The sequence below is a fragment of the Paenibacillus sp. J22R56 genome (assembly GCF_056269375.1).
Map to the genome: position 1 here is coordinate 197,653 of NZ_JBWDNV010000008.1, position 26,381 is coordinate 224,033.

General features: G+C 48.8%; 31 protein-coding genes and 1 riboswitch. Of the genes, 6 read left to right on the plus strand and 25 right to left on the minus strand.

Translation table 11 applies throughout. The features are described 5' to 3' along the window. The first annotated feature begins 4 nt into the window (after nucleotides 1-4). Entirely contained in the window at nucleotides 5-718 is a 714-nt protein-coding gene (locus tag AC0YNT_RS19945) for an SDR family oxidoreductase (RefSeq protein WP_475806203.1), read from the plus strand. Nucleotides 719-877: 159 nt separating this feature from the next. Here the strand turns inward: AC0YNT_RS19945 and AC0YNT_RS19950 are convergent, their stop codons facing one another. After that, nucleotides 878-1,699: a squalene/phytoene synthase family protein gene (locus tag AC0YNT_RS19950; RefSeq protein ID WP_475806204.1), complete on the minus strand. Its 822-nt coding sequence runs from the start codon at nucleotides 1,697-1,699 to the stop codon at nucleotides 878-880. A gap of 239 nt (nucleotides 1,700-1,938) precedes the next feature. Continuing rightward, nucleotides 1,939-2,688 carry a YheC/YheD family protein gene (locus tag AC0YNT_RS19955; protein WP_475806205.1) on the minus strand — a complete coding sequence of 250 codons (750 nt, stop codon included), beginning with the start codon at nucleotides 2,686-2,688 and terminating at the stop codon, nucleotides 1,939-1,941. 216 nt (nucleotides 2,689-2,904) lie between these two features. Between AC0YNT_RS19955 and AC0YNT_RS19960 the strand changes: the two genes are divergently transcribed. Together AC0YNT_RS19960 and AC0YNT_RS19965 are read left to right on the plus strand one after the other, a co-directional pair. Continuing rightward, the gene (locus AC0YNT_RS19960; RefSeq protein ID WP_475806206.1) at nucleotides 2,905-3,954 is read left to right on the plus strand and encodes a YheC/YheD family protein; all 1,050 of its coding nucleotides are present in this window, start codon (nucleotides 2,905-2,907) and stop codon (nucleotides 3,952-3,954) included. Between the two features lie 13 nt (nucleotides 3,955-3,967). After that, on the plus strand, nucleotides 3,968-5,035 hold the full coding sequence (locus tag AC0YNT_RS19965) for a CapA family protein (RefSeq protein ID WP_475806207.1): 1,068 nt from the start codon (nucleotides 3,968-3,970) through the stop codon (nucleotides 5,033-5,035). A gap of 253 nt (nucleotides 5,036-5,288) precedes the next feature. Here AC0YNT_RS19965 and AC0YNT_RS19970 read toward each other — a convergent pair whose 3' ends face one another. The 16 genes from AC0YNT_RS19970 to AC0YNT_RS20045 form a co-directional block, all read right to left on the minus strand. After that, the gene (locus AC0YNT_RS19970) at nucleotides 5,289-5,801 is read right to left on the minus strand and encodes a C40 family peptidase (RefSeq protein ID WP_475806208.1); all 513 of its coding nucleotides are present in this window, start codon (nucleotides 5,799-5,801) and stop codon (nucleotides 5,289-5,291) included. Between the two features lie 299 nt (nucleotides 5,802-6,100). Next, entirely contained in the window at nucleotides 6,101-7,213 is a 1,113-nt protein-coding gene (locus tag AC0YNT_RS19975; protein ID WP_475806209.1) for an alpha/beta hydrolase, read from the minus strand. A gap of 55 nt (nucleotides 7,214-7,268) precedes the next feature. Then, nucleotides 7,269-8,285, minus strand: coding sequence for a KamA family radical SAM protein (locus tag AC0YNT_RS19980; protein WP_475806210.1), 1,017 nt, complete (start codon nucleotides 8,283-8,285; stop codon nucleotides 7,269-7,271). Between the two features lie 184 nt (nucleotides 8,286-8,469). After that, nucleotides 8,470-8,606, minus strand: a riboswitch (cyclic di-AMP (ydaO/yuaA leader). Between the two features lie 84 nt (nucleotides 8,607-8,690). Continuing rightward, nucleotides 8,691-9,041 (minus strand): hypothetical protein, encoded by a 351-nt coding sequence (locus AC0YNT_RS19985; RefSeq protein ID WP_475806211.1) that lies wholly within the window; start codon nucleotides 9,039-9,041, stop codon nucleotides 8,691-8,693. Nucleotides 9,042-9,102: 61 nt separating this feature from the next. Further along, a complete protein-coding gene (thiD, locus tag AC0YNT_RS19990) occupies nucleotides 9,103-9,930 on the minus strand; it encodes a bifunctional hydroxymethylpyrimidine kinase/phosphomethylpyrimidine kinase (RefSeq protein WP_475806212.1) in 828 nt (275 codons plus the stop codon). A 28-nt stretch (nucleotides 9,931-9,958) separates the two neighbouring features. Continuing rightward, complete coding sequence (gene thiO, locus AC0YNT_RS19995; protein ID WP_475806213.1) at nucleotides 9,959-11,065, minus strand: glycine oxidase ThiO; 1,107 nt, start codon at nucleotides 11,063-11,065, stop codon at nucleotides 9,959-9,961. A gap of 41 nt (nucleotides 11,066-11,106) precedes the next feature. Next, on the minus strand, nucleotides 11,107-11,886 hold the full coding sequence (locus tag AC0YNT_RS20000) for a thiazole synthase (protein WP_475806214.1): 780 nt from the start codon (nucleotides 11,884-11,886) through the stop codon (nucleotides 11,107-11,109). A gap of 4 nt (nucleotides 11,887-11,890) precedes the next feature. Then, a complete protein-coding gene (gene thiS, locus AC0YNT_RS20005; protein ID WP_475806215.1) occupies nucleotides 11,891-12,088 on the minus strand; it encodes a sulfur carrier protein ThiS in 198 nt (65 codons plus the stop codon). Further along, entirely contained in the window at nucleotides 12,072-12,716 is a 645-nt protein-coding gene (gene thiE, locus AC0YNT_RS20010; protein ID WP_475806216.1) for a thiamine phosphate synthase, read from the minus strand. Before thiE ends, thiS begins: the two co-directional genes overlap by 17 nt. 41 nt (nucleotides 12,717-12,757) lie before the next feature. After that, nucleotides 12,758-13,780, minus strand: coding sequence for a thiazole biosynthesis adenylyltransferase ThiF (locus AC0YNT_RS20015; protein WP_475806217.1), 1,023 nt, complete (start codon nucleotides 13,778-13,780; stop codon nucleotides 12,758-12,760). Nucleotides 13,781-14,143: 363 nt separating this feature from the next. Further along, on the minus strand, nucleotides 14,144-15,172 hold the full coding sequence (locus tag AC0YNT_RS20020) for an ABC transporter substrate-binding protein (RefSeq protein ID WP_475806218.1): 1,029 nt from the start codon (nucleotides 15,170-15,172) through the stop codon (nucleotides 14,144-14,146). Nucleotides 15,173-15,211: 39 nt separating this feature from the next. Continuing rightward, entirely contained in the window at nucleotides 15,212-15,964 is a 753-nt protein-coding gene (locus tag AC0YNT_RS20025; protein ID WP_475806219.1) for an ABC transporter permease, read from the minus strand. Further along, nucleotides 15,964-16,779, minus strand: coding sequence for an ABC transporter ATP-binding protein (locus tag AC0YNT_RS20030; protein ID WP_475806220.1), 816 nt, complete (start codon nucleotides 16,777-16,779; stop codon nucleotides 15,964-15,966). The genes AC0YNT_RS20025 and AC0YNT_RS20030 overlap by 1 nt, the downstream gene beginning before the upstream one ends. Further along, nucleotides 16,776-17,459, minus strand: coding sequence for a thiaminase II (tenA, locus tag AC0YNT_RS20035; protein WP_475806392.1), 684 nt, complete (start codon nucleotides 17,457-17,459; stop codon nucleotides 16,776-16,778). The genes AC0YNT_RS20030 and tenA overlap by 4 nt, the downstream gene beginning before the upstream one ends. Before the next feature lie 249 nt (nucleotides 17,460-17,708). Continuing rightward, on the minus strand, nucleotides 17,709-17,888 hold the full coding sequence (locus tag AC0YNT_RS20040) for a DUF3934 domain-containing protein (RefSeq protein WP_475806221.1): 180 nt from the start codon (nucleotides 17,886-17,888) through the stop codon (nucleotides 17,709-17,711). Between the two features lie 86 nt (nucleotides 17,889-17,974). Beyond that, nucleotides 17,975-18,577 (minus strand): TetR/AcrR family transcriptional regulator, encoded by a 603-nt coding sequence (locus AC0YNT_RS20045; protein ID WP_475806222.1) that lies wholly within the window; start codon nucleotides 18,575-18,577, stop codon nucleotides 17,975-17,977. Between the two features lie 151 nt (nucleotides 18,578-18,728). Here AC0YNT_RS20045 and AC0YNT_RS20050 point away from each other — a divergent pair, with 151 nt between their 5' ends. Next, the gene (locus tag AC0YNT_RS20050; protein ID WP_475806223.1) at nucleotides 18,729-19,628 is read left to right on the plus strand and encodes an ABC transporter ATP-binding protein; all 900 of its coding nucleotides are present in this window, start codon (nucleotides 18,729-18,731) and stop codon (nucleotides 19,626-19,628) included. Next, nucleotides 19,628-20,440 (plus strand): ABC transporter permease subunit, encoded by an 813-nt coding sequence (locus AC0YNT_RS20055; RefSeq protein ID WP_475806224.1) that lies wholly within the window; start codon nucleotides 19,628-19,630, stop codon nucleotides 20,438-20,440. The genes AC0YNT_RS20050 and AC0YNT_RS20055 overlap by 1 nt, the downstream gene beginning before the upstream one ends. Nucleotides 20,441-20,483: 43 nt before the next feature. Here the strand turns inward: AC0YNT_RS20055 and AC0YNT_RS20060 are convergent, their stop codons facing one another. The 5 genes from AC0YNT_RS20060 to speD form a co-directional block, all read right to left on the minus strand. Then, a complete protein-coding gene (locus AC0YNT_RS20060) occupies nucleotides 20,484-21,281 on the minus strand; it encodes a hypothetical protein (RefSeq protein WP_475806225.1) in 798 nt (265 codons plus the stop codon). A gap of 127 nt (nucleotides 21,282-21,408) precedes the next feature. Beyond that, the gene (locus AC0YNT_RS20065; RefSeq protein ID WP_475806393.1) at nucleotides 21,409-21,939 is read right to left on the minus strand and encodes a hypothetical protein; all 531 of its coding nucleotides are present in this window, start codon (nucleotides 21,937-21,939) and stop codon (nucleotides 21,409-21,411) included. Beyond that, nucleotides 21,929-22,522, minus strand: a complete 594-nt coding sequence (locus AC0YNT_RS20070; RefSeq protein ID WP_475806226.1) for a P-loop nucleotide/nucleoside kinase family protein — start codon at nucleotides 22,520-22,522, stop codon at nucleotides 21,929-21,931. The genes AC0YNT_RS20065 and AC0YNT_RS20070 overlap by 11 nt, the downstream gene beginning before the upstream one ends. A 13-nt stretch (nucleotides 22,523-22,535) precedes the next feature. Beyond that, the gene (locus AC0YNT_RS20075; protein WP_475806227.1) at nucleotides 22,536-23,024 is read right to left on the minus strand and encodes a CYTH domain-containing protein; all 489 of its coding nucleotides are present in this window, start codon (nucleotides 23,022-23,024) and stop codon (nucleotides 22,536-22,538) included. A 150-nt stretch (nucleotides 23,025-23,174) separates the two neighbouring features. Next, nucleotides 23,175-23,984, minus strand: coding sequence for an adenosylmethionine decarboxylase (speD, locus tag AC0YNT_RS20080; RefSeq protein WP_441892197.1), 810 nt, complete (start codon nucleotides 23,982-23,984; stop codon nucleotides 23,175-23,177). 152 nt (nucleotides 23,985-24,136) lie between these two features. Between speD and AC0YNT_RS20085 the strand changes: the two genes are divergently transcribed. Next, nucleotides 24,137-24,355 carry a hypothetical protein gene (locus AC0YNT_RS20085; RefSeq protein ID WP_475806228.1) on the plus strand — a complete coding sequence of 73 codons (219 nt, stop codon included), beginning with the start codon at nucleotides 24,137-24,139 and terminating at the stop codon, nucleotides 24,353-24,355. Between the two features lie 85 nt (nucleotides 24,356-24,440). Here the strand turns inward: AC0YNT_RS20085 and AC0YNT_RS20090 are convergent, their stop codons facing one another. After that, nucleotides 24,441-24,803, minus strand: coding sequence for a DUF779 domain-containing protein (locus AC0YNT_RS20090; protein ID WP_475806229.1), 363 nt, complete (start codon nucleotides 24,801-24,803; stop codon nucleotides 24,441-24,443). Between the two features lie 16 nt (nucleotides 24,804-24,819). Beyond that, nucleotides 24,820-26,340, minus strand: a complete 1,521-nt coding sequence (adh, locus tag AC0YNT_RS20095; protein WP_475806230.1) for an aldehyde dehydrogenase — start codon at nucleotides 26,338-26,340, stop codon at nucleotides 24,820-24,822. Nucleotides 26,341-26,381: the final 41 nt, after the last annotated feature.

The following is a 26,381-nucleotide window of genomic DNA, read 5'->3' on the forward strand; positions in this document are numbered from 1 at the left end:
CGGTATGCTGCATAATCAAAAGGTTGTTATTATTGGAGGGAGCTCGGGAATTGGACTGGAAACGGCACGGCAAGCTCTTGAACAAGGCGCTGATGTGGTCATCGCAAGTCGCTCAAAGGCAAAGCTGCAGGCAGCTAAAGAACAGTTAAATGGTTCTGTTTTCATTCATGTACTGAATACGACGGATGAAGAACAAGTGAGAGGGTTTTTCGAGGAGATCGGAAGCTATAATCATTTGGTAATCAGCGCAGCGGAGACATCGGGTGGTAAGTTTCTGGTGACAGACTCTGAGGCATCCCGCCAATTGTTTGAAAATAAGTTCTGGGGGCAATATTATGCGGCCAAATATGGAGCTTCACAGTTGACCGCAAACGGATCGATTACTTTGTTTTCTGGAGTGGTCGCTTATAAAACGATGGTTGGTTCCGCGGCGCTTGGTGCGGTGAATGCCGCCGTTTCGAATCTCGGACAGACGCTTGCCCTTGAGCTAGCTCCAATTCGCGTTAACGTGGTTTCGCCTGGTATTATCGATACTCCATCTCGCAGCAAGATGTCGCTGGATGCTCGCGAGCAATTTTACGATACGATTGCCGATAAGCTTCCGGTGAAACGTGTTGGCTCTGCATCCGATGTCGCTCAAAGCGTATTGTTTCTAATTCAGAATACTTTTGTTACAGGAACCGTCCTTCATGTGGATGGCGGGCATAGACTAATTTAGGCGATTGGAATCGTTTGGTTAATATTTGTAACATTTTCGCAATCTAATGTTCATCTTTCTTTAATGAACATCGCCTATAATAGGTCTCAACCCCCCTTTTAATAATATAAATACTTAGCCCCACAGCCCGATGCTGTGGGGCACTTTCTTTTTATAAGGTTACTTGATCTTGCTGACGATCTTCAGCACGGCATCCCGAGTCAATTTATTGCCGCCGATAGCAATAAGGTTAGTCGTAGCATGTGCGAGCGACAATGGAATTTGGCAGAAGCTTCGCGCAGGACCTTTTTTCAAATCAGCAAGATATTCATCTGCCTTCTTCAGGTTGCGGCGGGTGTAACGAAGCATATCCTTCAAATCCCAGCCATCCGGGAAGAAGTCAACACCACGCTCCAGATCCTCCGCACGGTTGCGCATAATATTAACCGCTTGCAGACCACGGCCAAATGCTACCGCTTTGTCCCGGTCAGTCTCGGTTCCGTCATACCAGCGCCAAATATCGGACAACATCTCGCCAACCATACCAGCAACGCTGTATGTGTATTTGTCCAAATCCTCTTCCGTATGGATATTCCACGACGTGCCAACCCACTCCGACATCTGCTCGGCCATCATCCTAATATAGTTGAATACCGTCGGCGCGATGCCTGCGGGGCAAAGCTGCGCCCATTCGTTCATTCGCAAAGTTACTTCTGGCAGCGCATCGCGGTGAGGCTCCCATAACTGGTGAAGCGCTTCCTCCATGTTTGGCGATTTCATCGCCTCAGCTGCTCCAAGCAGGAGTTCTTTCTTGATGGGTGCCGGCATTTTCTCGTCATCCTCGACCTCATCAATCGCTCTCATACAGAGGTAAGCAGACGACACTGCTTCTCTCAATTCAGGTATCAGCTTGCTGATTGGAATATAAAAAGTCCGGCTTGTCAGCTTCAACATCGTCATTGCATCGTTCAACATAATGTTCGTAATGGGAATTCCCTCCATACCACGGTAATCTCACGTAAACTCTATGTATCCATCATACTTTAACGGTTCCCCAAAAGTAAAATATTCGACGTAATTCGACCCAATTATAGTCTAAAAGGAGCTGATCTCATGCAAATCATCCCCCTAAAAATAAAAATAACCGCCCCTCTCCATCAGTGACGGAAAAGAGCGGAGTGCTTCACATGCTGATCACTTCCATTATACACCATCCGATATTTTTATAACTACGTCCCAGCTCACTCGTCCGCCCGGATATGCTTCACTGAAGAGGCAATTTGCGCGTATAGCTTTGGATTGGAGTGGTGGCGGAACAGCTGGAACTGCGGCCTGGTGTTAGCTTCCAGCAGCCAAATGTTATTGCTCTTATCGATAGCGATATCAAGGCCAAGCTCGCTAATAAGTGGAAAATGCTTTTTCATCCCCAGCGCGATCTTGTAAGCATAATCACGCAGCTGTTTCTCCCATGATCCGCACTCCTGCTTCGTGATGCCCAGCGCATGATGCAGCCGAATCGCTTTTCCTCCGCTGCTGTGATTGGTCACAAACCGGTTAGGTGCAGCCACCTTGCCCATAACGCCAAAAAACTTCCACGTCCCATCCCTCCGCAGATGCATAAGGATGCGAAAATCAATCGGGTTCCCGTCGATCTGAATCAGATCAATGCCTTGCTGCATAATATATTTTTTCGATCCGATCAATTGCTTCAGCTTAAAGGCGGCCACCTTCGTACTCTGGTAGGAATAACGATTCCCTTCGGTACGAATGACAACTGTTCCGTCTTTATAGGTGACTTTCATAACGCCCTGACCCTTCATACCGAGATCCGGCTTCACGAACAGAACGGGATAAAGTTCAATCATGTTAATGAAGCCTTTTGGCGTGAATTGCTCGGTATCCGGCAGTAAATCCCGAATTTCCTCTTCACCCGACAGTGCCACATGCTTTAACCATTTTCTCCCCGGATATTTAATCATATAGCCTTTCATGTTGGAATCTCCTCCGTTGGCAACAGCGGTTACATGTCCTTATACATTAGGCTAATCGCTTGCTCCATACTATTCCTTGAACGAGTAAAAAGTACCTTCATTAGCCTCCTGCCCGTTTAGGAATAGGCATTTATCCCATGCCGGACAAATGTCATGCTTCATATGATAATATACAGTTCCGATATCAGCCCAAGCCACAGGACAGGAGAACGACAGATGAGCGACATCTTAGGAATCATGACTCATCGGATTGGCCATCCGGGCAGCTTTGCCAGACATGCCAAATCGGCTCTCACCGAGAAATTCAGCGGCATTCTTGTATACACCCCTAGGGATGTTAATTTAACGACCAGAAAAATTACCGGCAACATTTATCGCGGAGGAACCTGGAGCAAGCAGACCATGCCATTTCCAAAAATCAATATGGATATCGGGTTTTATAAAGGTTCCGATGTCGCTAGAGCTACTCTGGTCAAAAAAGCACCTTCTTTCCCTTTTACCGGCTACGGCATCGGCAATAAGATCCGGATTCAGAAGCATCTGGTCTCGTCTTCTGTACTAAAGCCTTATCTGCTACCCACAGAACCGGTGAAAAATGCGGGCAGTTTTATCCTCTTTCTTAAAAAATATAGAAGCGTCATGCTCAAACCTATTAGTGGCTGGGGCGGAAGAGGTATCGTTCGCGTAACCGTGGAGAAGGATCATTTCAAAGTTCAGACCAACGGAGAGATGACACAAACGATGCATGCCGCGGGTCTCCGTTCTTATGTCCAAAGGGTCATAAGCAAAGAACGGCATATCATGCAGCAGTGGATCGATATCCGCAACAAGCAGGGTATTGTCTTCGATATTCGGTCACTTATGCTAAAGAGAAACGAAGGGGACTGGCAAACGACGGGGATCGCCGTGCGTGAAGCAAGGCGTGGACGAATTACCTCCAACCTGAAGAGCGGCGGTCATGCTTTTGAAGCGAGATCCTATCTAAAAAAAGAATTTGGTGACGAAAAAGGAGACGCTCTCGCCAATTCGATTCGAGAGGTTTCAGAATACATTCCTTCCTTTATGGAGAGATCATATCGTTCCCGGCTCTGCGAGCTTGGGATCGACCTCGCAGTTGATACACACGGCAAACTATGGCTGCTCGAGGTTAACATCAAACCAGGGAAAATGATAATGAGGCAGTTATACGGCCAAAAGGTGTGGGAGCAAACCCTGCATACACATTTTCAATATGCCCGCAGCCTGCTGCCGAAAACCATCAAGTAAACGGAGATGAATCATGAGCACGGAAATAACGATAACCGCGGTCGGGGATTTCCTGATGAAGACGCGAATCATCAACTCTTGCAAAGGCGAGAAGGGTTATTCCTTCGACCATTTGTTTGAGCCAATCGCCCCTTACCTGCGTAACGCCGATCTGACCATCGGTAACCTGGAAACCGTATTCGCGGGCAAAACATCCGATGACGCTTACAGCGTAGTGAAGCGGCATCCGCGGACGAACTGGCCGATGTTCAACTGTCCGGACGCTTTTGCCGATACACTCAAAAATCTTGGCTTCGACTTCGTCTCAACGGCCAACAACCATTGTATGGATAACGGTATTAATGGTCTGAAACGGACACTCCGAATACTAGATAACAAAGGTATTGCCCATACCGGGACGTACCGTACACCTAGTGAAGCGCAGCAAGCTGTTATCAAAGAAGTGAAGGGAATCAAGATCGGTTTCCTCGCTTATACGAAAACAACAAATAAAATCCCTGTTCCTTCTGACCATAAATGGGCAGTCGATCTGATTAACCCGACCAAAATGGTCTCCGACCTGAAACGGTTGAAAGCTAAAAAAGTCGATCTGATCATCGTTTCTCTCCATATGGGAAGAGAATATGCCAATTATCCGGTTCAAAAGCAAAAGGACATGGTGCAATTATTATTCAAACATGGCGCAGACATTATTCTGGGAGCTCATTCGCATACGATCCAGCCGGCTGTTTTCTATAAAAGTGGCTCAGGTATCCAAAAATTCGCTATCTATTCCCTCGGCAATATTATCTCAACACGCCTCTACTACAATGACCACACCCTAACAGGACTCATTACACAGCTCCAAGTTCGCAAATTGGACGACGGCTCGATCCGTATTAAAAAGATCGACTTCATTCCAACGTGGACACGAATATTAAAATCAGGCGGCCGAAGTGAATTCAAGGTCGTCCCGTTATCCCAACATCTCAAAAAGCTGGATTCCACCAACCCAGAAGCCATCCGTATGAAGCGTATGCTCCAGCATGTTAAGCATCATATCGTTAGCGATCCCTCCTCCTTCAGCGCGGAAATCATATAAAAAATGGCCGTACGGATATCCCGTACGGCCATTTTTGTTTCGGTTTTCTCTAAAGGTAATAATAAGGTTTAGCTTTTTTGATTTAGTTAAAACCCAAACGGAGTAGTTCGTATGATTCTTGAGAAGTGAAACGTCCGCCTTTGTTCGGGGGATTCCACCATAACCAACTCGTTCAAGGAATCCCTCGAACAACAGCGGTCGAAAGAACATACGAATACGCAGTTTGCTAGTTAACTCGATCAATAAGCTATCCTTATTTAATTACGCGTCTTCCCACGATGAAGCGAGTTTTATAATAGCTGGAGTTAACATCCGAAACAATAACGTCAGCCGAAGGGCTTGCGTTGTGAATCATTTTTCCATTGCCGATGTAGATACCGACATGACCTACGTCTTTATGGTTTTTCGAACCGCTGTTCCAGAAGAACAACAGGTCGCCTTTTTTGAAGTTGCCGTAGCCTACTTTTGTACCTACTTTAGCTTGATCATCATCATCACGGTTTACAAGAGTAACGCCAACGTTAGCAAGTTTATATACAAGTGCAGTAAAGCCGGAGCAATCTGTTGCGTAAGGTGCTTTCTTCTCTTGACGGTTCTGCCAGCTTACATAATTGACATGACCTTTCAAGTTCATTGCGGTTTGGACAACCTTTGCTCTCTTCGCATCTGCAGACATCGAAGCGGCATCCGCCGTCGTATGTAGCAGCGCTGTTACCGGTAATGCGATAGCCACCAAGAGCATCGCGATTTTTGTCATAAATTTCATTTGTTGTTCACTCCCTATCTTCGTTGATAGGGCTAATTATAAAGAGGCTCAGAGCTGGATAGTACCCGCAAAAATTGGAAACGAGCGGTAAATGAAAGCGTTAAGAATGCTGAAAACTAGGTGTTTCATGAGGTTCACCCACTTTCTGAGAATCATATGAGCTTTGATGAGTATTTTCTTACTTGTTGCTTCGTGGTTCGTATGCTATAATCCGTAATTTTCATATTTTCTCACAATTAAGCCCACTCTCCATAATTAGAGAGCGGGCTCACTTACGGCTTAAAGCCGTGCCTCTTCTATTATAATGCTTTTAAAGCTTCGGCAATCTCGATACACAGATCTTCGGCTTGCGGTACAAAGCCTAAGCGATCGATGAACGCATGGGTGCAGCCTTTGTAACGAATCGTCTTAACCGGAACACCCGCTTCAGCAAGCTGCTTGCTGTAAACTTCCGACTGAATTCGCAAACCATCAAATTCTGCTCCTATGCAAAGCGTACGCGGCAATCCCTTGCTGTCCCCTAGAAGCGGACTGACATAGGGATTATGGACGTCCTCCTCGGTTGGCAGATAAAGCTCCCATGCTTTTTTCCCTTCAGGATCAGCCTTCGTAGGTCGTCCGATGCCAAGCATCGGATCAATCATCGCCCTTTGCTCTTCCGACATCTCGAATTGCGACAGCTCCCAGCGATAACCTTTCACATCATTAAGGAAGGTGACACATGGATAGATCAACACTTGCTGGGCAATCATACGAGTGCCTAGATCCCGGTCTTTGAGCGCTGCTGCTGCAGTTAAGTTGCCACCAGCACTATCGCCGCCAACCGCGATCCGGTTCCGGTCTATGCCATACTCTTCCGCATGCTCGTAAATATATTGAACGGCGTTAAAGCAATCATTAAAACCGTTCGGGAATTTATGCTCCGGTGCCAGCGAATAATCAATATTAAAGACGACAGCATCCGCCAGTTCTGCAATCAGCCGGCATGGATTCTCAACCGCAAATACCGTTCCGCCGATCCATCCGCCGCCGTGAATATAAATGAGACAGGGTTTGTTCGGCTTGCGCATCGATTTACGCGGATAATACCGCCAAAGGCCAACCTCATTATCGCCAAGCTGTATCCGTTCATAACCCGTGTATATCTCGACCGTATTCAAGTTCCGATTCGGAAAACCCATTGAATCTCGAATGAGCTGAAGCTGCTGTTCCGGTGTAGGCGGCGCGGCAGGTGGGTCCTGTTGCTGGCTGACATCCATCCACTGCCTGATCAGTTTAAGCTCATACGGATCCAAGTAACCTGCTCTTGTCTCTTCCGGATTACCTTTTACAATAACCGATGTTCCGTTCAAACTTACTTCTTCCTGCTGAGCCTGTAAAGCACTGACTAGTTCTTGACTGTACTCTCTCATTAAATAGAAGCCTCCCGGGATGTGAGTTACTATCCCTAACTACTTCTACTTCAATTCAAGAACATCCTTTATTCACTTTAGGAAGTTGTTCCTGCGATATATATACCGTATGGTCATCATGATCGGTCAAATCATCAATCCAAGCAGCCTCTGGGGGACAGTCGAGCATCATGAAACGTCCATTGCCATCTTCTTTATAATGATGATATTTTACATAGGCTTTGCCGCTTTCAATATCTAGAAGCTCAATCTTGCCAAAGGTATGCGCCATTAACAATCTGATGCGCTGGCCAAGCTCTGCGGTCAGTACTTTTGCTTGCTCTACAATAGAAAAAATGCTCTTCAGAGACAAAACGGAATCAGCGTATGCGGTATGAGGACGGTTAACGATAAAGGAATAAGGCGTAATCCCGGCTCTGGACAATTGATCGATCAGCTTGCCTAGTACAAGCGGGTCATTATTGACGCCTTTAACAATAGGGGTTTGATTGACGACTATAGCTCCTGCCTGATGCAGCGCATTAAAGGCTTTCTTCGCTTCTAACGTTATTTCGCGCGGATGATTAATGGAAGTCATGATATAAATCCGTTTCTCTGGACTTGAGAACTTATGAAGCATATCTAACAGCTCGGAATCCTCATAGATCCGCATCGGGTTAAAGATCGGGATTCTAGAGTCCAGTCGGATCGTACCTACATGATCCATTTCCCGCAGCTGTTCAATAATTCGGCGCAGCTTAGATGTAGCTAATAAGAGGCTGTCTCCACCAGTCAGTACAACTTTATGGATTTCGGTATGTTCTGCAATATAGGCAAGTCCTTCTGCAGCATGGGAGACGGAAAGCAACGCCATCGAATGGTAGACATGCTTACAGCCACTAGTGTCCTCCAAGGTCTCTCCGTGAGCTTCCCCGGCTGTTGCAATCAGGTGCTTACGGATCGGATCCTTCGGATCATCCCAGTCAATCAAGTTTAAGTAGTAATCATTGACGCGAAAATGCTTCTTAAGCCGCTCTCTCTCCGCCTCTGACAGCCCTGCCGATCTTCCTTTATCAGCCATTGGTTGTACCATTCGTCATCCCTCCAAAAGGTTTGTTGACTTTCTCACCTACTTGCCGGGAAGTCCATCCCACCCCCATGAAAAATAAAAAAAGACCCCAGCAGCACAGAGCATAGGCATGCTCTGTGTGCATGTGGGCCTTTAAACAGAAAAAGACCCTGTTAAAGGGTCTAATAATTCGCAATGTTATTCGCAAAAGACCCATCTCAAGCTGACGAGGTTAGCTGACGGACTCGGGATAGATGGTTCCCTACAGCCAAAGACTGGCTGATTCGCCCCAAAAGATTGGTTTCCCCGCTTCTCGGCGTACCGAGAACTAAGCTTATTGTAATTATCTCACAATTCTTAATATTGTCAATAATTAAGTAAATAAAAATCCCGCCCAAATTTCGCGGACGGGATCCCTGCTATGCTCACTCACTTTTTATCCACCTGAAGAAGAGATAAGTGCTTTACGGAATACGTATCTTTGATTGTATCTTCTGAAATAACATTCAACTTAATCAGACCGGCGATTTTGGAGGAGTCAGGCTTTGAGAGCAGCCGCCATACTTCCGGATCCGGAAGAGCTGCGAACAGCTTTGTCTCGTCGAATTCCTTGCGCTCCTGTGAGACAATCTTTACTTTATAGCTTCCAATCTCAAGTTCCGAGAGCTCCTGCTCGGTACAATGCTTCACAATTTCACCGCGCAGCTCAGATAATTCCTGCTCAATCTCTTTCTGCTTCTGCTTTAATCGGTAATATCGCTTAACCGTCTTGTCTTCCACATTATTCACGCTCCTCTTTCTCATATCTATGATCAAAAGAGCGGAATTAGGACAAGACATGCTATTGAGGGACAAGTCCTCTGCGTCGGTAAGCCCAGTGGTTGGTCGGGCCATGTCCACTGCCGATAGCAATGCTATCCTCAATAGCTGCTTGAATGTACGCTTTTGCTTGACGTACTGCTTCCTCTATTCCAAGTCCCTCTGCGAGGCCTGCTGTCAGAGCTGCCGAATACGTACAGCCGGTGCCATGTGTACGCGCAGTTTCGATTCGCTTGCCCGACAACTCGCTAAAGCTGCTGCCGTCGAACAACAAATCAACCGCTTCTGCTCCTGCTTCATGCCCGCCTTTGATAAGGACATATTTGGCGCCAAAATCAACAAGCTTCTTCGCTGCTTCTACCTTATCTGCTTTATTGCGGATTCCCATCCCAGTTAGATACTCGGCTTCTGGAATGTTAGGCGTAATAATCATTGTAAGCGGGAGCAGCTTGCGGGTGAGCGCCCGGATCGCATCCGCTTGAAGCAGTGAAGCTCCTCCTTTGGCAATCATCACAGGATCAATCACTACCTTCGTCCAACCGAAGAAAACAATCGCCTCTGCGACCGCCTCGATGATCTCCGCGCTGAATAACATTCCTGTCTTCATCGCATCAACACCAATATCGCTGCCTACGGAATGAATTTGTGCCGTTACTGCTTCCTTTGTAAGCGGGAATACGCCTTGAACACCAAGTGTATTTTGCGCAGTTACTGCAGTCAGGGCAGACATGCCGTACACGCCTAGCTCCTGGAACGTTTTCAAATCTGCCTGAATACCGGCTCCGCCGCCGCTGTCTGAACCAGCAATCGTCAAAGCTCTTGCCACTTTCCCGTTTATGTACTCCGACATCTTAATTCTAACCTCCTTTCTATTGTATTTAATGAGTGAACCGTTCAGGCGCAAACGCCGATAACGGACTACCGCCATCGATATAATCGGCAACGACCTGTGCCGTTACCGGGCTAAGCAAAATACCATTGCGATAATGGCCAGCCGCCATAACGACACGGCCGGCAGATTGCTGTAAAGGGCCGAGCAGCGGAAAACCATCTTGCGTGGAAGGCCGAAGGCCTGCCCAGCGATGGAATGGCTCCTGCTCCGCCAGGAACGGGAACGCCTGCTTATTCCATTTGCGCAGCCGCTCGATTCCACGCTCCGTTACACTTGTATCAAACCCCGCTACATCCTCGGATGCACCGCAGACAAGTGTACCGTTCTCCTTGGCAACGAGGTATCCCTGATTGCAGAACACCATATGCTGCACCGGCTTCACTTCCGCCTCATACGCACAGATCTGTCCACGGATCGGGTATACCGGAATGCGTATATCAAATGCCTCTTCCAGTTCCTGCGCCCACGCGCCGTTGCATACAACGAGCCGATCGCCAGTGAAGCTTTGTCCATCCTGCGAGACAACAACGATATCGTTACGCCATTCGGCAACAGTCACCTTACCTAGCTGCTCAAAGATCTGAACACCGATTAATCGGCATGCATGCTCAAGTGCCAGAACATAATCCGGCGCATACACATGGCTTTCCTCTGGTGTATATAGGGCTGCTTTTACTTCGCGCGACAACATAGGCTCCTGACGGAACAACGCATCCCCCTCCAGCACAATACCACTTGAAGCATGCTCATTCTGCCAGAGACGCCGCCCTTCTAGAGCCAGGCGATCAGCTTCATGGTAGGCAATATAAAGGCTGCCCGATTCGGTGTATTCAAAGGCTCGACCGGATATGCGGCGAACCTCATCCCGCCAAGCCGGGTACAGCCGTAAGCTTTCCTTGCACAGATGGAAAAAGTCGTCCGGCCCTTCTACATTTTCCGAGTAAGGCGCCAGCATCCCGGCAGCAGCACCGGAGGCTTGCCCGCCGCAGCGGCCAATCTCCACTACTGTCACTTGATGCCCCCGCTTCTGCAGCTCAAAAGCGCAGGAGAGACCAACAACGCCTCCGCCCATAATGACAATTGTTTCTCCCATGGTTAAACCAGCTTTCTATTTATTAATCCACGATGATATGACTATTTCACAATAAACTGTTCATGCCCGCTGCTTGCAGAGGCGTAACGCTTCTTCGATATCCGTCCAGACAAATACGACAGACGGCCTGCTTCAATGGCGAGTCTCATCGCCCGTGCCATGCCAACAGGGTCCTTCGCCTTCGCTACCGGCGTATTCATTAATACGCCAGAGACACCAAGCTCCATCGCCTGCGCGACATCGCTGACCGATCCAAGACCTGCATCCACGATAATCGGCACCTTCGCTTCTTCTACGATAAGGCCAATATTATAAGGGTTCAGAATCCCAAGACCTGTACCAATAGGGGCGGCGCCAGGCATAACCGCTGCTGCTCCGGCTTCCTCCAGCCTTTTGCACAGAATCGGATCATCCGACGTATAAGGGAGAACCGTAAATCCTTCTTTTACCAGAATTTCTGTTGCCTTCAGTGTCTCAAGCGGATCCGGCAGCAGCGTGCGCTCATTCGCGCTGATCTCTACCTTAATCCAATCGCTAAGTCCTGAAGCACGAGCTAGTCTTGCGATCCGCACCGCTTCCTCTGCTGTGCTGGCTCCCGACGTGTTCGGCAGGTATTGGAACGATTCACCTTCCACGTGCTGCAGGATCGAATCATCCTCCGTTGATGCGAGGTTAATCCTGCGAATGGCGAAGGTTAATACTTCTGCCCCGGACTCCCGGATTGCTTCCTTTTGCACATAGGGGCTTGGGAATAATCCCGTCCCGATAAAAAACCGCGAGGTCAGCTCATGTCCTCCAATATGCCATACATCCTTCTTCATCTGCTCAGCCTCCCCCAACAAAATGAACCAGCTCGATCTTCATCAGCGGTCGAACCTCGATGTCCGGCCACTGTTCCTTCGCAATAATCTCGCCGTCTGCTTCCACGACTAGCGGCCGCCCTTCTAAGCCAAAATGGACAACAACATCCTGAATCGTACGTGCTTCCAGTTCTTTGGCCTCACCATTAATGATCAGCTGCATGAGATTGCCCCGCTCCTTCCAGCTTGCGGAGGAAGGCCTGACAGGTACCTGCGACATCAGAGCTTCCGACGATCTCACTGACCGCACAAATACGGGTAGCTCCTGCTGCAATAACCTCATCCACATTGCTGAGCTTAATACCGCCAATCGCAACATATGGGATATTAACCCGCTCCGTAACCTGTTTCACATAAGCAACTGTCACTGGATCAACAACGTCCACCTTCGTCTTCGTTGGGAATACTGGACCAACGCCGATATAGTCGGCGCCTTGCTCCTCTGCAAGCAGCGCTTCCTCAATCGCATGCGTGGAAATTCCGATGATTTTATTACCAACACGGCGTCTTGCTTCCACAAGCGATACATCATCCTGTCCGAGATGAACACCGTCTGCGTCTACTTCCAGCGCAATGTCGATATAATCATTCACGATAAAGGTCACACCGTATTTTCGGGTCAGCTCACGCAGCGCTTTTGCTTTATTTAGCACTACTTCAGGGCTGCTGTCTTTGTCCCGCAATTGAACGATGTCTACACCGCCCTTAATCGCTTCTTCCATCACTTCCAGCATTTCTCGGCCTGGGTGGAACTGTTCTCCCGTGATCGCATACAGACGAAACTCCTTCATCCTGCTCTCATCTCCCTCTTATGTGTTAATGAATGGTTTTCTTAATAGCCGATATACCGGGCATACAACGTCTTGGCACGTACAATATCCTCTGTCCCCTGCACAAGAACCCTGCCATCTGGGAATAGGACAAGCCGTTCGCCTTCCGGCAGCTCGGCTTTCAGCAAATACGCGTTAAGCTCTACCTTTACCGCAGCAGGCTCCAGCCGTTTATGCCATTGCTCCAGATTAATAGACCCATGTCCACTGATCTGAACCGTACTGCGTCCACATAACGAGACTGTCTGATCCGTCTCAGTCATTTGCAGCGCCGGGTATTCCTTGAGCTGACAGCAAGGGCATTCTTTTGCCGCTTCACCCAGCTTCATCTCATAGTAGTAATTGCTCCACAGATCAAACGTAACAAGACTGTTTCGTCTTGCTTTGTCCGCTTCAACCAAATATTTAAGCGCCTCTACCGCTTGGTAGGAGGCGACAATATCAACAACCGGTGCAATAACGCCAATCGTATCGCAGGTTTGGCCGCCGCTGTCTGCCGAAGGCAGGAAGCAGCGCAGGCAAGGCGTCTTGCCCGGCACCAGAATCGCGCTCATGCCGCGCGAGCTTACTGCACCGCCATAGGTGAAAGGAATACCTTTGCGGAAACAGGCATCATTCAGCAGGAACCGTGTCTGGAAGTTATCCGTACCGTCGAGCACCAGATCCATACCGTCAAGCAAATCGTCAATATTATGGACCGTTACATCCGCCACTACCGCTTCAATCTTCACATCCGAGTTGATCCGGCGAAGCTTCCGCTCGGCAGCAATCGTCTTTGGATACCCCTCCCGTACATCATCCTCGTCGTACAGCATTTGACGCTGCAGATTACTTTTCTCCACATAGTCCCGGTCCACGATCCGAACCATTCCAACGCCTGCCCGAACCATATGATTGGCCAGTACGGTACCAAGCGCGCCCATGCCAATGATGCATACGGCGCTTTCGCTCAGCTTCTGCTGACCACTTTCGCCGATAGGGGCGAACAGCATCTGCCTTGAATATCTCTCCAGTCTCTCATCCATCTGCCAAACCTCCTAAAAAGAATTGTCACTCTAATGGGCTCTTTAAGGCCATTGTGGCAATTCTTACTTCGTAAGCATTTGCTTAAAGAATTGTCACACTAATAGGCTCTTTAAGGCCATTGTGGCAATTCTTACTTCGTAAGCATTCGCTTAAAGAATTGTCACACTAATGGGCTCTTTAAGGCCATTGTGGCAATTCTTACTTCGTAAGCATTCGCTTAAAGAATTGTCACACTAATGGCCTCTTTAAGGCCATTGTGGCGATTCTTACTTCGTAAGCATTCGCTTAAAGAATTGTCACACTAATGGCCTCTTTAAGGCCATTGTGGCGATTCTTACTTCGTAAGCATCAATCAATATTGCCTACAAATTGCGGAAAGCATCCGCCGCCTTCACCGGCGTCTTAATCTGATCATGCTCCGTCAGCCAATTAATCACCTTGTTCCAGGACTCCTCCGTCTGGCTGCCAAAAGCTTCTTCACCCGCGTCCATCAGCGGGAGCAAAATAGATAAGCTTTGCTTCTCGATATCAGCATCCAGCGGGAAGTCTGTACTCTGCTTATCGAGCAGCAGCTGTAAGGCTTCATCCGGATGGCTTGCCGTATACGCTTGACCTTTGGCTGCAGCTGCAAGGAAACGTTTTATCGTGTCACCTTTGCTGTCGAGCTCTTTCTCGCTTGCCGTCAGCACAAGCTCATAATAATCTGGCACACCATAATCCGCTGGGTTGAACGAGGTAAGCTTCTCGCCTTCCTTCTCGAGCAGCAGCTTCTCATGATTGATATAACCACCAATAATACCGTCAACACGTTTTGTCGTCATCGCAGGGATCAGATCCCAGCCGATATCTACATAATCTAATTTCGACGGATCGCCTCCGTCCGCCTGCACCATCGTGTTAACAAGCGCTTCATCAAGCGGAGCGGATGGATAACCGATTTTTTTCCCGATAAGATCCTTTGGACTCTTAATGCCAGATGCCTCCGGCACAAACAGCTGATTCAGCGGATGACGGACGATCGCCCCAACGGAGACAACCGGAATCTCTTCCGCTCGTGCTAATGCAACTTGCATTTGATAGCTGAGCGCCAGATCAGCCTTGCCCGTGGCTACCAGCTTCAGCGCATCCGTCGTATCGGCAGGCATCTGCAGCTTAACTTTAAGCCCTTCTTCTGCAAAATATCCCTGCTCCTCCGCCGCATACAAAAAGGTATGTACCGCATTGGGATACCAATCCAATAAGACGGTCAACTCTTCCGTTTCTTTTTCTTTCCCTGCGCTGCTGCCGGAATTATTGCTGTCCTTCGTGGATGAACAAGCTGTCAGCAGTAAAGTGAATATGAGTCCTACGGCTAATCCTGATTTGATGAATCGATTATTAGACCAAAACATAATTAAAACTCCCCTCAATTGCCTTTCAAATGACTGACTCTAACCATTTCGCCGGTGCCCAAGCACCAGTCTCTCTATGAATTGTGCAGCAATAAATAAAGCAACTCCCATTAGGGACAGCAGCAGCACTCCGGCGAACACATCGTCGCCGCGCAGCATATTTGCCGCTCGTTTCGTAAATACGCCAAGGCCAGCTTCACCGCCAAGCCATTCGCCAAGTGTTGCACCTCCAACACTGATGGCCGCTGCCATCTTGAGTCCTGTGAAGAAGGAAGGCAGCGCGGAAGGAATCTTCCATTTAAGGAACAGCTGTGCCCTTCCCGCACCCATCGATCGAAGCAGTTCTCCGATCTCGCGATCTGCTGTACGGAATCCATCTGCGGTATTAACCGCAACTGGGAAGAATGTAAATAAGATAACGACCGCAACCTTACTCCCCATCTCATAACCAAACCACATGACCATAATTGGCGACAGCGCGATAATCGGAATCGTCTGCGAAGCAACGATCAGCGGATAAATCGTCTTACGCGCGAGGCTTGAGCTGTCAATCCAGATCGCAGATAACATGCCGCATAGGATGGAGAAGGTTAGGCCAAGCAGCGCTTCCCACAGCGTTATGACAAAATGCTTGCCTAGAAGTGCTGCGTTATCCCCAATCGCGGCGAAAACATCCGACAGCCTTGGAATGATATAAGGTGGAATATCGAATACCATCGTTCCCACTTCCCAGCACGCCGCTAAAAGAACAATAAATAAAAGAATCGGCAGCTTCTCTGTCCATCTCCGCATCAGCTGTCACCTCCTTCCAAGGTGGAGGTGATCCGGCCAAGCTGCCGGAGCAGCTGCCGCTTGAGCGCCACAAACCGTTCATCCAATGTGGTCTCGTATGTACGTGGACGAGGCAAGTCGACCTCAAGCGCCTCCAGCTTGGTGATTGGCCGTGTTGCTGCAATTAACACTCGATCCGACAGCAGAAGCGCTTCGTCGATATCATGCGTGATGAACAGAATCGTCTTCCGATGCTTCTCCCACACCTGCAGCAGCCATTGCTGCATGCTGACCCGTGTCATGGCATCAAGTGCGCTGAATGGCTCATCAAGGAGCAGCAGTTCCCCGCCGCCCAGCAGCGAGCGGAGGAAGGATACCCGCTGCCGCATACCTCCAGACAGCTCATGTGGATATTTCGCTTCCGTACCAGCCAGCCCTAATTCCGGCAGCAGTTCAAGCACTCTGCTTCGGGCATCCCGCTTTGATATTCCTGCAAGTTCCAGCCCAATTGCTGCGTTATCCAGCACAGTCCGCCAAGGCATCAGACAGTCTCGTTGTGGCATGTAGCCAATCCCGCTGCGGCTTCCTTTCCCATGCCCTTGCCCAGCCCCAGCTACACTTATCGTGCCGGAGTTTGGCTGGAGAAGACCCGCCAGCAGGCGAAACAGGGTTGTTTTGCCCATGCCGCTTGCCGCCACGATACTGACAAATTGCCCTTGTGGAATGTCCATTTCAAGCCCTTCGAACAACGGCTCCTCGCCATCAAATCGGTAGGTTAATCCCTTAACCGATAAACCTGCATACCTTTCTTTTACGGTTACTTGCTGCCCGCTCACACCGGCCAGCCTTCCAGCCTGTAAGCCATATCCCAGAACATATATTCAAGCTTGGAAGCCATAATGAAATGCTGCTCGAGCTTTGCAAGCTCCTGCTCTGGTAATCCGTCTGCCAGTTGATCCATGATGCCGATGCACCAGTCCGTCAGCTCGCCAAACTCCTCAGAGCTGTACATCAGGACCCAATCACGGTAAAGCGGATGGTCCATTACGCCAGGCTCAGCTGCGAACAAAACGCCAATCTCACGGTAGCTCCACATACATGGCAGCACCGCAGCCGCAACCTCAGCTAGAGAGCCATGCGCGGCAACGTCGAGTAAGTATTTGGTATAAGCGATTGTCGTGGGTGTTGGTTCCGTTCTCTCCAGCTCTTCTTGGGTGACGCCAAAGCGCTCGGCATACTGCCGATGCAGCCCCATCTCCACATTAAGAATCGAGTGGCACAGCTCAGAGAATTTCCCCATCGTTTGGAGGTTCGCTGCCTTAATGCTGCCGTAAGCGAACATTTTGGCATAATCGATTAAGTAGATGTAGTCTTGCTTGAGGTAAAAAATAAACTTCGCGGGATCCAGCATCCCAGCCTTTAAGTCCTCGAGAAAAGGATGCCGATGGCTCTGTTCCCAGATCACCTTCGAGCTCTCATACAGTCTTTCGCTAAACTTGCTTGTTTGTGTTTGCATTTGCATTGTTCCTTGTCACTCCTCTGCTTTAGTAACCATTGGTAACTAAACATGAAGGCGTTCGAACAACAGAAAAAACCACTCGAGAATACACGAATGGTTACAATTCAATCGGTTCTCTACGCCAGCATTACCTGGTTCAGATTAACGGTCAGGCAAACAAGTTACCTATCTCAGCCGGACTTTATCCAGCACCCGCACGCATTATGCAATTGAATCAACTATAACGGATATGTGAAATTTAGGCAATCACTTGCTTGCTTTTTCTCCGCCTCCGGCTCCGCCAGCTTCTTCCTTCTTGTCAGTTGCAGCTTTGGTTCCTTTGCCGAAGATCCGTTTGGCGCTCTTCTGCTTTGCTGCTTTATCCCAGCGGCTCCAGCCCTTCTTGCCCGTTCCTTGCCCGATACCGCTCTTCTTTGCTTTCGTCAATCGATACAGCTCCCTTGTCTTCTCTACTACGGTGTATTGTACCAATAGCAAGGCAGGAATAGCAATCTAACAATAAATCCATTTGCCTAGAGGCTAGGCTCAATCCCGCATATGCCGTAGAAGAACAGATGAATAAACTCTTCAAAAAAGACATCTCCTTGGCCGCTCTGCTCTGCTTGTTCGAGCAGCATACGAGATTGTGCGTTAAACATGTTGATATAGGCCAATATCGCAGTCGTTGATACTTTATCCGAGATTTCTCCTTTTTGCTTGTAGCCTTCAATAAGCTTGGTAACAAGCGGCAAACCCTTCGTCCGGTAAATCTCATCGATATCCCGGCTGATCTCTTCGTCCGAGCGCATCATTTCCTGAATGGCAGCTGGTGTGAATTTGCGGAAAGCCTCCTTATCCTCAAGAATGATGTACTCCACAAACTGCTTAAAGGACGGCTGACCTTCAACAAAACGTTCAAACTCCTCCACTTTGCCCCAGTAATATTGCTTGAAGACATCCCGAATAAGCTCTTCCTTATTGCCAAAATAATTATAGATCGTTACCTGAGACACACCTGCTTCTGCGGCGATATCGGCAATGCGAATATTTTTAGGCTCACAGGTTTGAAGCATCTCCAGGACGACCGTCCTGATTCTTGCTTTCAGCTGCTCGGCTCTTTTTTCAAATCCGTTCATTTTACCCTCCGGCTTTAATAGGAATTAATGAAATTATAGCACATAAATATTTCATAACCCATTGACTTCTGTTTGGGCCAAGCCTATCATAATTATGAAATATAAGACATTAATTATTTCATAACTTTTTTCGAAAAGAGGTGCGGTCAGCATGCTGGTCGTAGACGGTTTAACGAAGCTTTTTCCAGGTGGTAAAGGGATTACTGATGTCTCCTTCACCGTGGAGCAAGGTGAGGTATTTGGCTTTCTTGGGCCTAACGGTGCGGGAAAATCCACAACGATCCGCCACATTATGGGCTTCATGAAGCCCGATCGCGGCAGTGCAGCCATTAAGGGGCTTAATACTTGGGAGAAGCAAGGTGCGGTGCAAAAGCTGGTTGGGTATTTGCCGGGAGAGATTGCGTTTATTGAGGGGATGTCGGGGAAGGAGTTTTTAGATTTTCTGGCCCGTATGCAGCGCGTGGACAGCTCTGTGAAACGCGAGCAGCTGATTAATCGGCTTCAATTCGATGTGAATACTCCTATCCGGAAAATGTCCAAAGGGATGAAGCAAAAGGTTGGCATCGTCGCTGCCTTTATGCATAGCCCGGAGTTTATTATTTTGGATGAGCCCACTTCCGGCCTTGACCCATTGATGCAGCAGCTCTTTATCGAGCTTGTGCTGGAAGAGAAAGCCCGGGGCACAACTTTCCTCATGTCGTCACACAGCTTCCCGGAGATCGAACGGACTTGTGATCGCGCCGCAATCATTAAGGATGGACGCCTAGTGGCAACAAATAATATTCATGAGCTGCAATCGATGCAGCGGAAGCTGCTTGTGATTGTATTCGAGCATGTGGAAGATGCGGGTTCGTTCGTGCAGAGTGGCAATGTGCCGATAGAGTCACATGATGGAAGAAGGGTGACCGTGGCTGTGCAGGGTAATTACAACGAGCTTATTCATGAAGCCGCGAAATATAAAGTACGCAGCCTGGACATCACGGCGCAAAATCTCGAAGATGTCTTTATGCAATATTACGACCGAAGCGCTGACAAGGGGGCTGTTAGCTGATGAACCTCCCATTATTCAAGCAAATGATGAAGATTCATGCGAAGGGGATGAGCAATTATGCTTTTGGCTCAGCCTTCTATATTCTGCTTATGTTCTGGCTTTATCCCGGCATTGCGGACAATACGGGAGCACTTAATGAACTGCTGGAATCGATGCCCGAGGGTATCGTAAACGCCTTTAATATTCAAGGTGGCTTTGGCAGTATGGAAGCCTTCATCTCTGGCGAATATTACGGACTTATATTACCTCTTCTGCTTTCTATTTTCAGCATTATGCTATCTACTGGACTGATGGCCCGCTTAGTGGATCAAGGCTCAATGGCTTACTTGCTCTCCACGCCAACAACCCGCCGGCAGGTTGCCACAACGCAAGCAGGCGTGCTGTCCACAGGACTTCTGCTTATTATGGTTGTGACAACTGCAGCAGGAATGCTTGGGTATATCTGGTTTATCGGAGATAAGTATGAATTTAACGGTGCACGTTATATTCAAATGAATGTCGTTGCTTGGATGCTGTTTATAGCTGCAAGTGGTATCGCTTTTCTCCTGTCTTCGATCATAAACGATGAGAAAAAAGCTCTCGGCACCTCTGGTTTTATTGTATTTGGGATGTTCGCCCTCGATATGCTTGGCAAAATCAGCGGCAGCGTCGAGTGGCTGAGATACGCCTCGATCTTCTCGCTGTACCGGCCAAGCGATATCGCTGCGGGTAACGGGCATCCGCTGCTTGCAGCAATAATCTTACTTGCTATTGGTCTCGCCAGCTTTGCCGCAGGCATTATCGCCTTCAGCAAACGTGATTTGCCGCTGTAGCAGCGGTATTTACCGGGATTACTGACGATTTACGTGCCTTACATTAAGCGTTGGTCTCAGCAGCTGTAGTATCGTCTGTTTCTGTTTGGGCTTTCTGTTTCATGCCACCACCATGATGCGAACCGTCACCTTTGAGATTGAATTCACCATTTACGATGCTTTGAGCTTGTGCGGCAGTTTCTTCTTTCTTCGTTACCGCTTCCTCTGCTGTCAGCTTGCCATCTGTGACAGCTTGATCAATGTCAGCATTAATCGCTGTTTCGAGCGCTGCAATCACCGTATCTTCGCTAATGCCTTTTTCATCGGCAATGGCTGCAATGGTTTTGCCGGCTTGCAGCTCTGTTTTCAGCTCATCTTCCGTCATATTCAGCGCAGTTGCAGCAGCATCCAGGTTATGTCCAAAACCACGTCCTCTGCGGTCTTCACGTCCTGTGGCGAGCTGTTCTGTATTGATCAGATTATCTAAATTCGCAGAGAATTGACTCTTATCATTGGTTTGACGCTCTTCGAATGCTGAGGTTAAAGCCGCCTTCAGATCGTCACTCGCTACACCTTGCTCTGCTGCGATTTCTGCAAGTGTGCTGCCCACAGCAAGCTTCTCATTGAGTGTTTCACGATCCAGGTTAAGTAGCGTCAATACGGAGTCAGAAATGAATTTACCGCCAAATCCGCCACGGCCATGCATCCCGTCTGCTTGTTTCATACTGCCATCAGCTTGGACTTGTGCCGTTGCAGCAGCTCCTGTTGTCGATGCTGTTGGGCTGGTTGCCGCGAATGCGCTTAGTGGTACCATTACCGCCATGGCTGCTGTTATACCAAATGTTTTTACGTACTTGTTCATGTTCATTTCCTCCTCAGTAGGTTTAAGTTTGTCCTGCTTACAAAACCTATTATGGAGTCGGAACCTTTAATGAAACTGAAATGCAAATAAGACCCTGTCAGGGTCTTATTTCTTCCGGGTACCGAGGTTACAGGAGCTCCAGCGCCTCAAGCGTCGATATCATATGCTCAAGCAGCTCAGGCAGGTCGTTCATCTGCTCCTCGTCAATGCGGCGGTTGAAGCGAAGCTCTACTGTGTTGCTGTAACGTCCGCTTTCTTCACCATAGATGAAGCTGAGCTTTTGAGTGAGCAATAGCTCCGTTCCCCATTTCTCCCTGACAGCCTCTTCAATCAAGCGGCATTGCACCTCCACATCCGTCACTGACAGATGGAACAGCAAGCGGAGCCTGCAGCCCGGCGGATCTCCTTCCTGCAGCTCCAGCAGCTCAGTAGCCAAATCACGAAGGGTCGTATCAAGCTTAACCTCGGCTTTCACACACTTCTCCCGCTCCGCACCAGCCAGCACAAACTGCAGCGCGAACTCACGGGACATTACCGCCATATCCAGCTTGTCTACACGATCAACAACCCGGATTCTTTCATCCAGGTTATCCAAATCATAGATCTGGTTCTCCAAAGCAACCTTCAAATTATCAAATATCGTAGGATCAAATAACATCACCAAACACGAACCTTTCCAGGTGTTCTAACGCCGATTCATCTAACTCCCGCGAATTATCATAGTACAAGACCGATGACTCCGGCAGCTCCCAAGCGAGCGTTCGTCTGACAAGCGAGCGGCTGAAGGAGTCCCAGTGTTCCAGCTTATATTGATCGGTCTCAAGCCCACGTTGCTCGATCCGGTTATAATGCAGCCGATCATCCTGCAAATAGACGATAACCGCCTTCACTTCTACATCATGAAGGGAGGCGCCAATCGCCGCTAATTCCTTCACAATCCAAGACGGATCGCTTGTTTCTTTGGTGAAGGGTCCGATGACAAAGACATCGGTACCTATCTCAATATTTTCGAGCGCTGCATCCATCGTAATCCGGTACCCAAGGTCTCGGCATAGCACCTTATACTCTTCCGAATCACGGTCATTTGGATCAAGACCTGCAACAGTCATAATCTGTACGGCAGCCGGACGCAGCATCGTGTCCATATCCAGTACCGTCACACCACGCTTACGTGCCAGCGCTTTGGCCAGCGTTGTTTTCCCTGCGCCTGCTCCACCAACGAAAAACACAAGCTTCCGCATGTCCCTCGCCTCCCTACTTCTGCTGCAGCTGCTTCCAGACCGTCTTATTGCTGTATTCCTTCGATCTGCTAATATCTTCACCAAACCAGCCCGGTGCAGCAAACGAATTCGCAGATTCTTCGGAATCAAACTCCACTTCCAGCACCGTCAGTTGAATTTGGTCGTAAATATCGATCTCAATAACGATATCGTTCCAGTCCGCTGTAATCCGATTTTTCGTCAGAGCTACCGCCCCAAAAGCCGTCACGACCTGCTCGTACAGCCCTTTATTAATCGAATACTCTATTTCCTCACGTTTAATACCAAAGCCCTTCTTGAACGTATGGGTATACGTCACTTCACCGCTGCCGACATCCGTAATCCGACGCACACGTAATTCTTGATCCTCTTCCAGCGCCAGATAAGTCTGCTCAATCCGCTGCTCCGAGCGCACCTGAATGCGATCTCCAATAGACTCGTAAGGAACTGCGAGCAGAAACTTCCGTTCGATCTCAAATGTCATAAAACATTCTCCCCCATAATTATGAATTTGCTTAATCATACCACAAGGTGATTTCGCCATCTATTAGTGGTGGAGCGCGTTTCATGCCGGTGAACGGCTAAATGGACGTGCCAAAAAACCGGGAGAAGCCTCATCCCCCGGTCCGTAACCTCATTTAATATTTTTGCCATAAAAGATCTCGTACATCTCGTCCGTGAGCCGCTCCGTAATTTCCTTCTGCTCGTCCATGCTCAGCTTGTCCTTCGTATAGCCAAACAGGTAATTGTTCAGATCAAACTCCCGCAGCTTGCATTTGGTGTGGAAAATATTTTCCTGATACACGTTCACATCAATCATGTCGTATTGATCAATAACCTCGTCCGGAATATAATTCTGAATCGAATTGATATCATGATCAATAAACAGCTTGTTACCATCAATATCTCTCGTAAAACCACGTACCCGGTAATCAATCGTCATAATATCCGTATCAAACGAATGGATCAAATAATTAAGCGCCTTAAGCGGCGAGATCTCTCCACAGGTAGCGACGTCAATATCGGCACGGAATGTACTGATCCCTTCGCTTGGATGATATTCAGGATACGTATGTACGGTAATATGGCTTTTGTCGAGCTGGAGCACAACATTATCCGGAAGCGGCCCCGGCGACTCGTCATACGTAGATTCCGTCGGCACTTCAACGATAGGCCCTTCCGAGACAAGAATCGTTACACTAGCGCCCTGAGGAACATAATCCTGCTTTGCGATATTCAGGACATGCGCCCCAATAATATCGGCTACTTGCTTCAAAATTTTCGTCAGGCGGTCCGAATTATACTGTTCATCGATGTAGGCGATGTAGGCCTCGCGCTCTTCCTTCGTCTTCGTAAAACAGATGTCATACATATTAAAGCTAAGCGACTTCGTCAAATTGTTGAAACCATGCAGCGTGATCCGCTGCTCGGGCGTAAACTTCACCGCAATCCCCCCGTTCCTTACTCCTCCACTACTATTACCCAATTTTCCGCGACTGATTCAAATATTGGCATGAATCTCGAACAATGAGAGGCACTGAATAAGCCCAATATGGTATACTGCTTCAATAACAATTGCATAGGAGGGCCTGCAAGTTGAAAATTTTTGTTGTTCTCTCGTTCACGGAAGACGGGATGGAAAATGTATACGTCGGTGATGACGAGGAAAGAGTGCTCGCTCTGAAAGCTGAAGATTTCGAGAACTGTGATGCACTGTTCGTCGAGGTTTGGGAAGACGGCGAGAAGACGGATGATTACCGTGTCGGTGCTTACGGTGAGGATGAAGAAGAGGAAGAAGACGAAGCAGTTAACTAATTCGTGCACACACGAAAAAAGGTCTCCGCATTGCCTGTCGCAGGCATGCGGGGACCTTTTTTCTTTAAAATATAAGAAGAGCCGTTTACGCTTGAAGCAGACCTAAGCTGCGCAGTTCCTCAGTTGTAAAAATACGAGACCTCGTCAAGAAGCGGAGTCCCTCTGGTCCTTCCAGCGAGAACATCCCGCCGCGGCCAGGCACAACGTCGATAATGAGCTGTGTATTTTTCCAATAATCGTATTGGGCTTTACTCATATAGAAGGGTGCGCCGCCAATCTCGCCAAGGTGCTCATCCTGCTCACCAATCAAGAACTCGCCTAGCGGAAAACACATCGGCGAGCTGCCATCACAGCACCCACCTGATTGATGGAACATGACGTCGCCATACTTCGCCCGCAGCCGATCGATCAGTTCAAGCGCACTTTCCGTGGCGAGTACTTTTAACACGGATTCCGCTGCCAACTTAGAAAAAGCCAAGCGCGTCAGGGCTGTAGCTGACGAGCAGGTTCTTCGTCTGCTGATAATGCGACAGCATCATCTTATGGTTCTCGCGGCCAACACCGGACATTTTGTAGCCGCCAAATGCCGCATGTGCCGGGTAAGCATGATAGCAGTTCGTCCAGACGCGGCCCGCTTCGATCTGCCGTCCCATCCGGAACGCCGCATTAATGTCCCTTGTCCAGACGCCTGCGCCAAGACCATACAGCGTATCATTCGCAATCGCGAGCGCCTCTTCCGGCGAACGGAAGGTCGTCACAGCAACAACTGGGCCAAAAATCTCCTCTTGGAAAATCCGCATGCTGTTGTCCCCGCGAAGCACCGTCGGCTGAATATAGTAGCCATCTGCGATGTCGCCTCCAATTGCTGCCCGGCCTCCGCCAATCAAGCATTCGGCCCCTTCCTGGCGTCCGATGTCGATGTAGCTTAGGATTTTCTCCATTTGCTCTGTCGAGACTTGAGCCCCGATCATCGTATCCGTATCCAGCGGATTGCCTTGTTTGATCGATGCAACTCGCCGCAGCGCCTTCTCCATAAAGCTGTCGTAGATCGACTCTTGAATGAGTGCACGGGACGGACAGGTACACACTTCCCCTTGGTTTAGCGCGAATAACGTGAATCCTTCGAGCGCTTTATCAAAGAGAGCATCATCCTTCGCCATAATGTCCTCGAAGAAGATGTTTGGAGATTTACCGCCAAGCTCCAGCGTGACGGGAATGAGATTTTGTGAAGCATATTGCATGATAAGACGGCCCGTTGTTGTTTCGCCGGTAAAGGCGATTTTAGCAATCCGTTTGCTTGAGGCCAGCGGCTTGCCGGCTTCCAGGCCGAAACCGTTTACAATATTAATCACACCTGCAGGCAGCAAATCTTCAATCAGCTCCATCAGAACACAGATCGACGCAGGTGTCTGCTCGGCTGGCTTAAGGACAACGCAGTTGCCCGCCGCAAGCGCTGGCGCAAGCTTCCAAGTCGCCATCAAGAGCGGGAAGTTCCAAGGAATGATCTGGCCAACGACGCCTAGCGGCTCATGATAATGATAAGCAACCGTGTCGTTGTCGAGCTGGCTGAGCGAGCCTTCTTGTGCCCTTATGCAGCCGGCAAAATACCGGAAATGATCAACAGCAAGCGGCAGGTCCGCCGCAAGGCATTCGCGGATTGGCTTGCCGTTATCCCAAGTCTCTGCAACAGCTAATGTCTCCAGGTTGCTCTCGATCCGGTCTGCAATCTTATTCAAAATATTAGCGCGCTCTGCTGCAGATGTCCGTCCCCAATCGGCTTTTGCCGCATGTGCCGCATCAAGAGCAAGCTCAATATCCTCCGATGTGGAGCGAGCCACCTCACAGAAGGCCGCATTGTTCACCGGAGATACATTATCGAAATATTGGCCTTGCGTTGGCGGCGTCCAGCGGCCCCCTATGTAATTGTCGTACCGTTTCTTAAACAAAATCTTCGAATCCTGCTTGCCCGGCTCAGCGTAAATCATTGGCTAACCATCTCCCTTTTCGAAAAGTAGCTTGCTAGCGT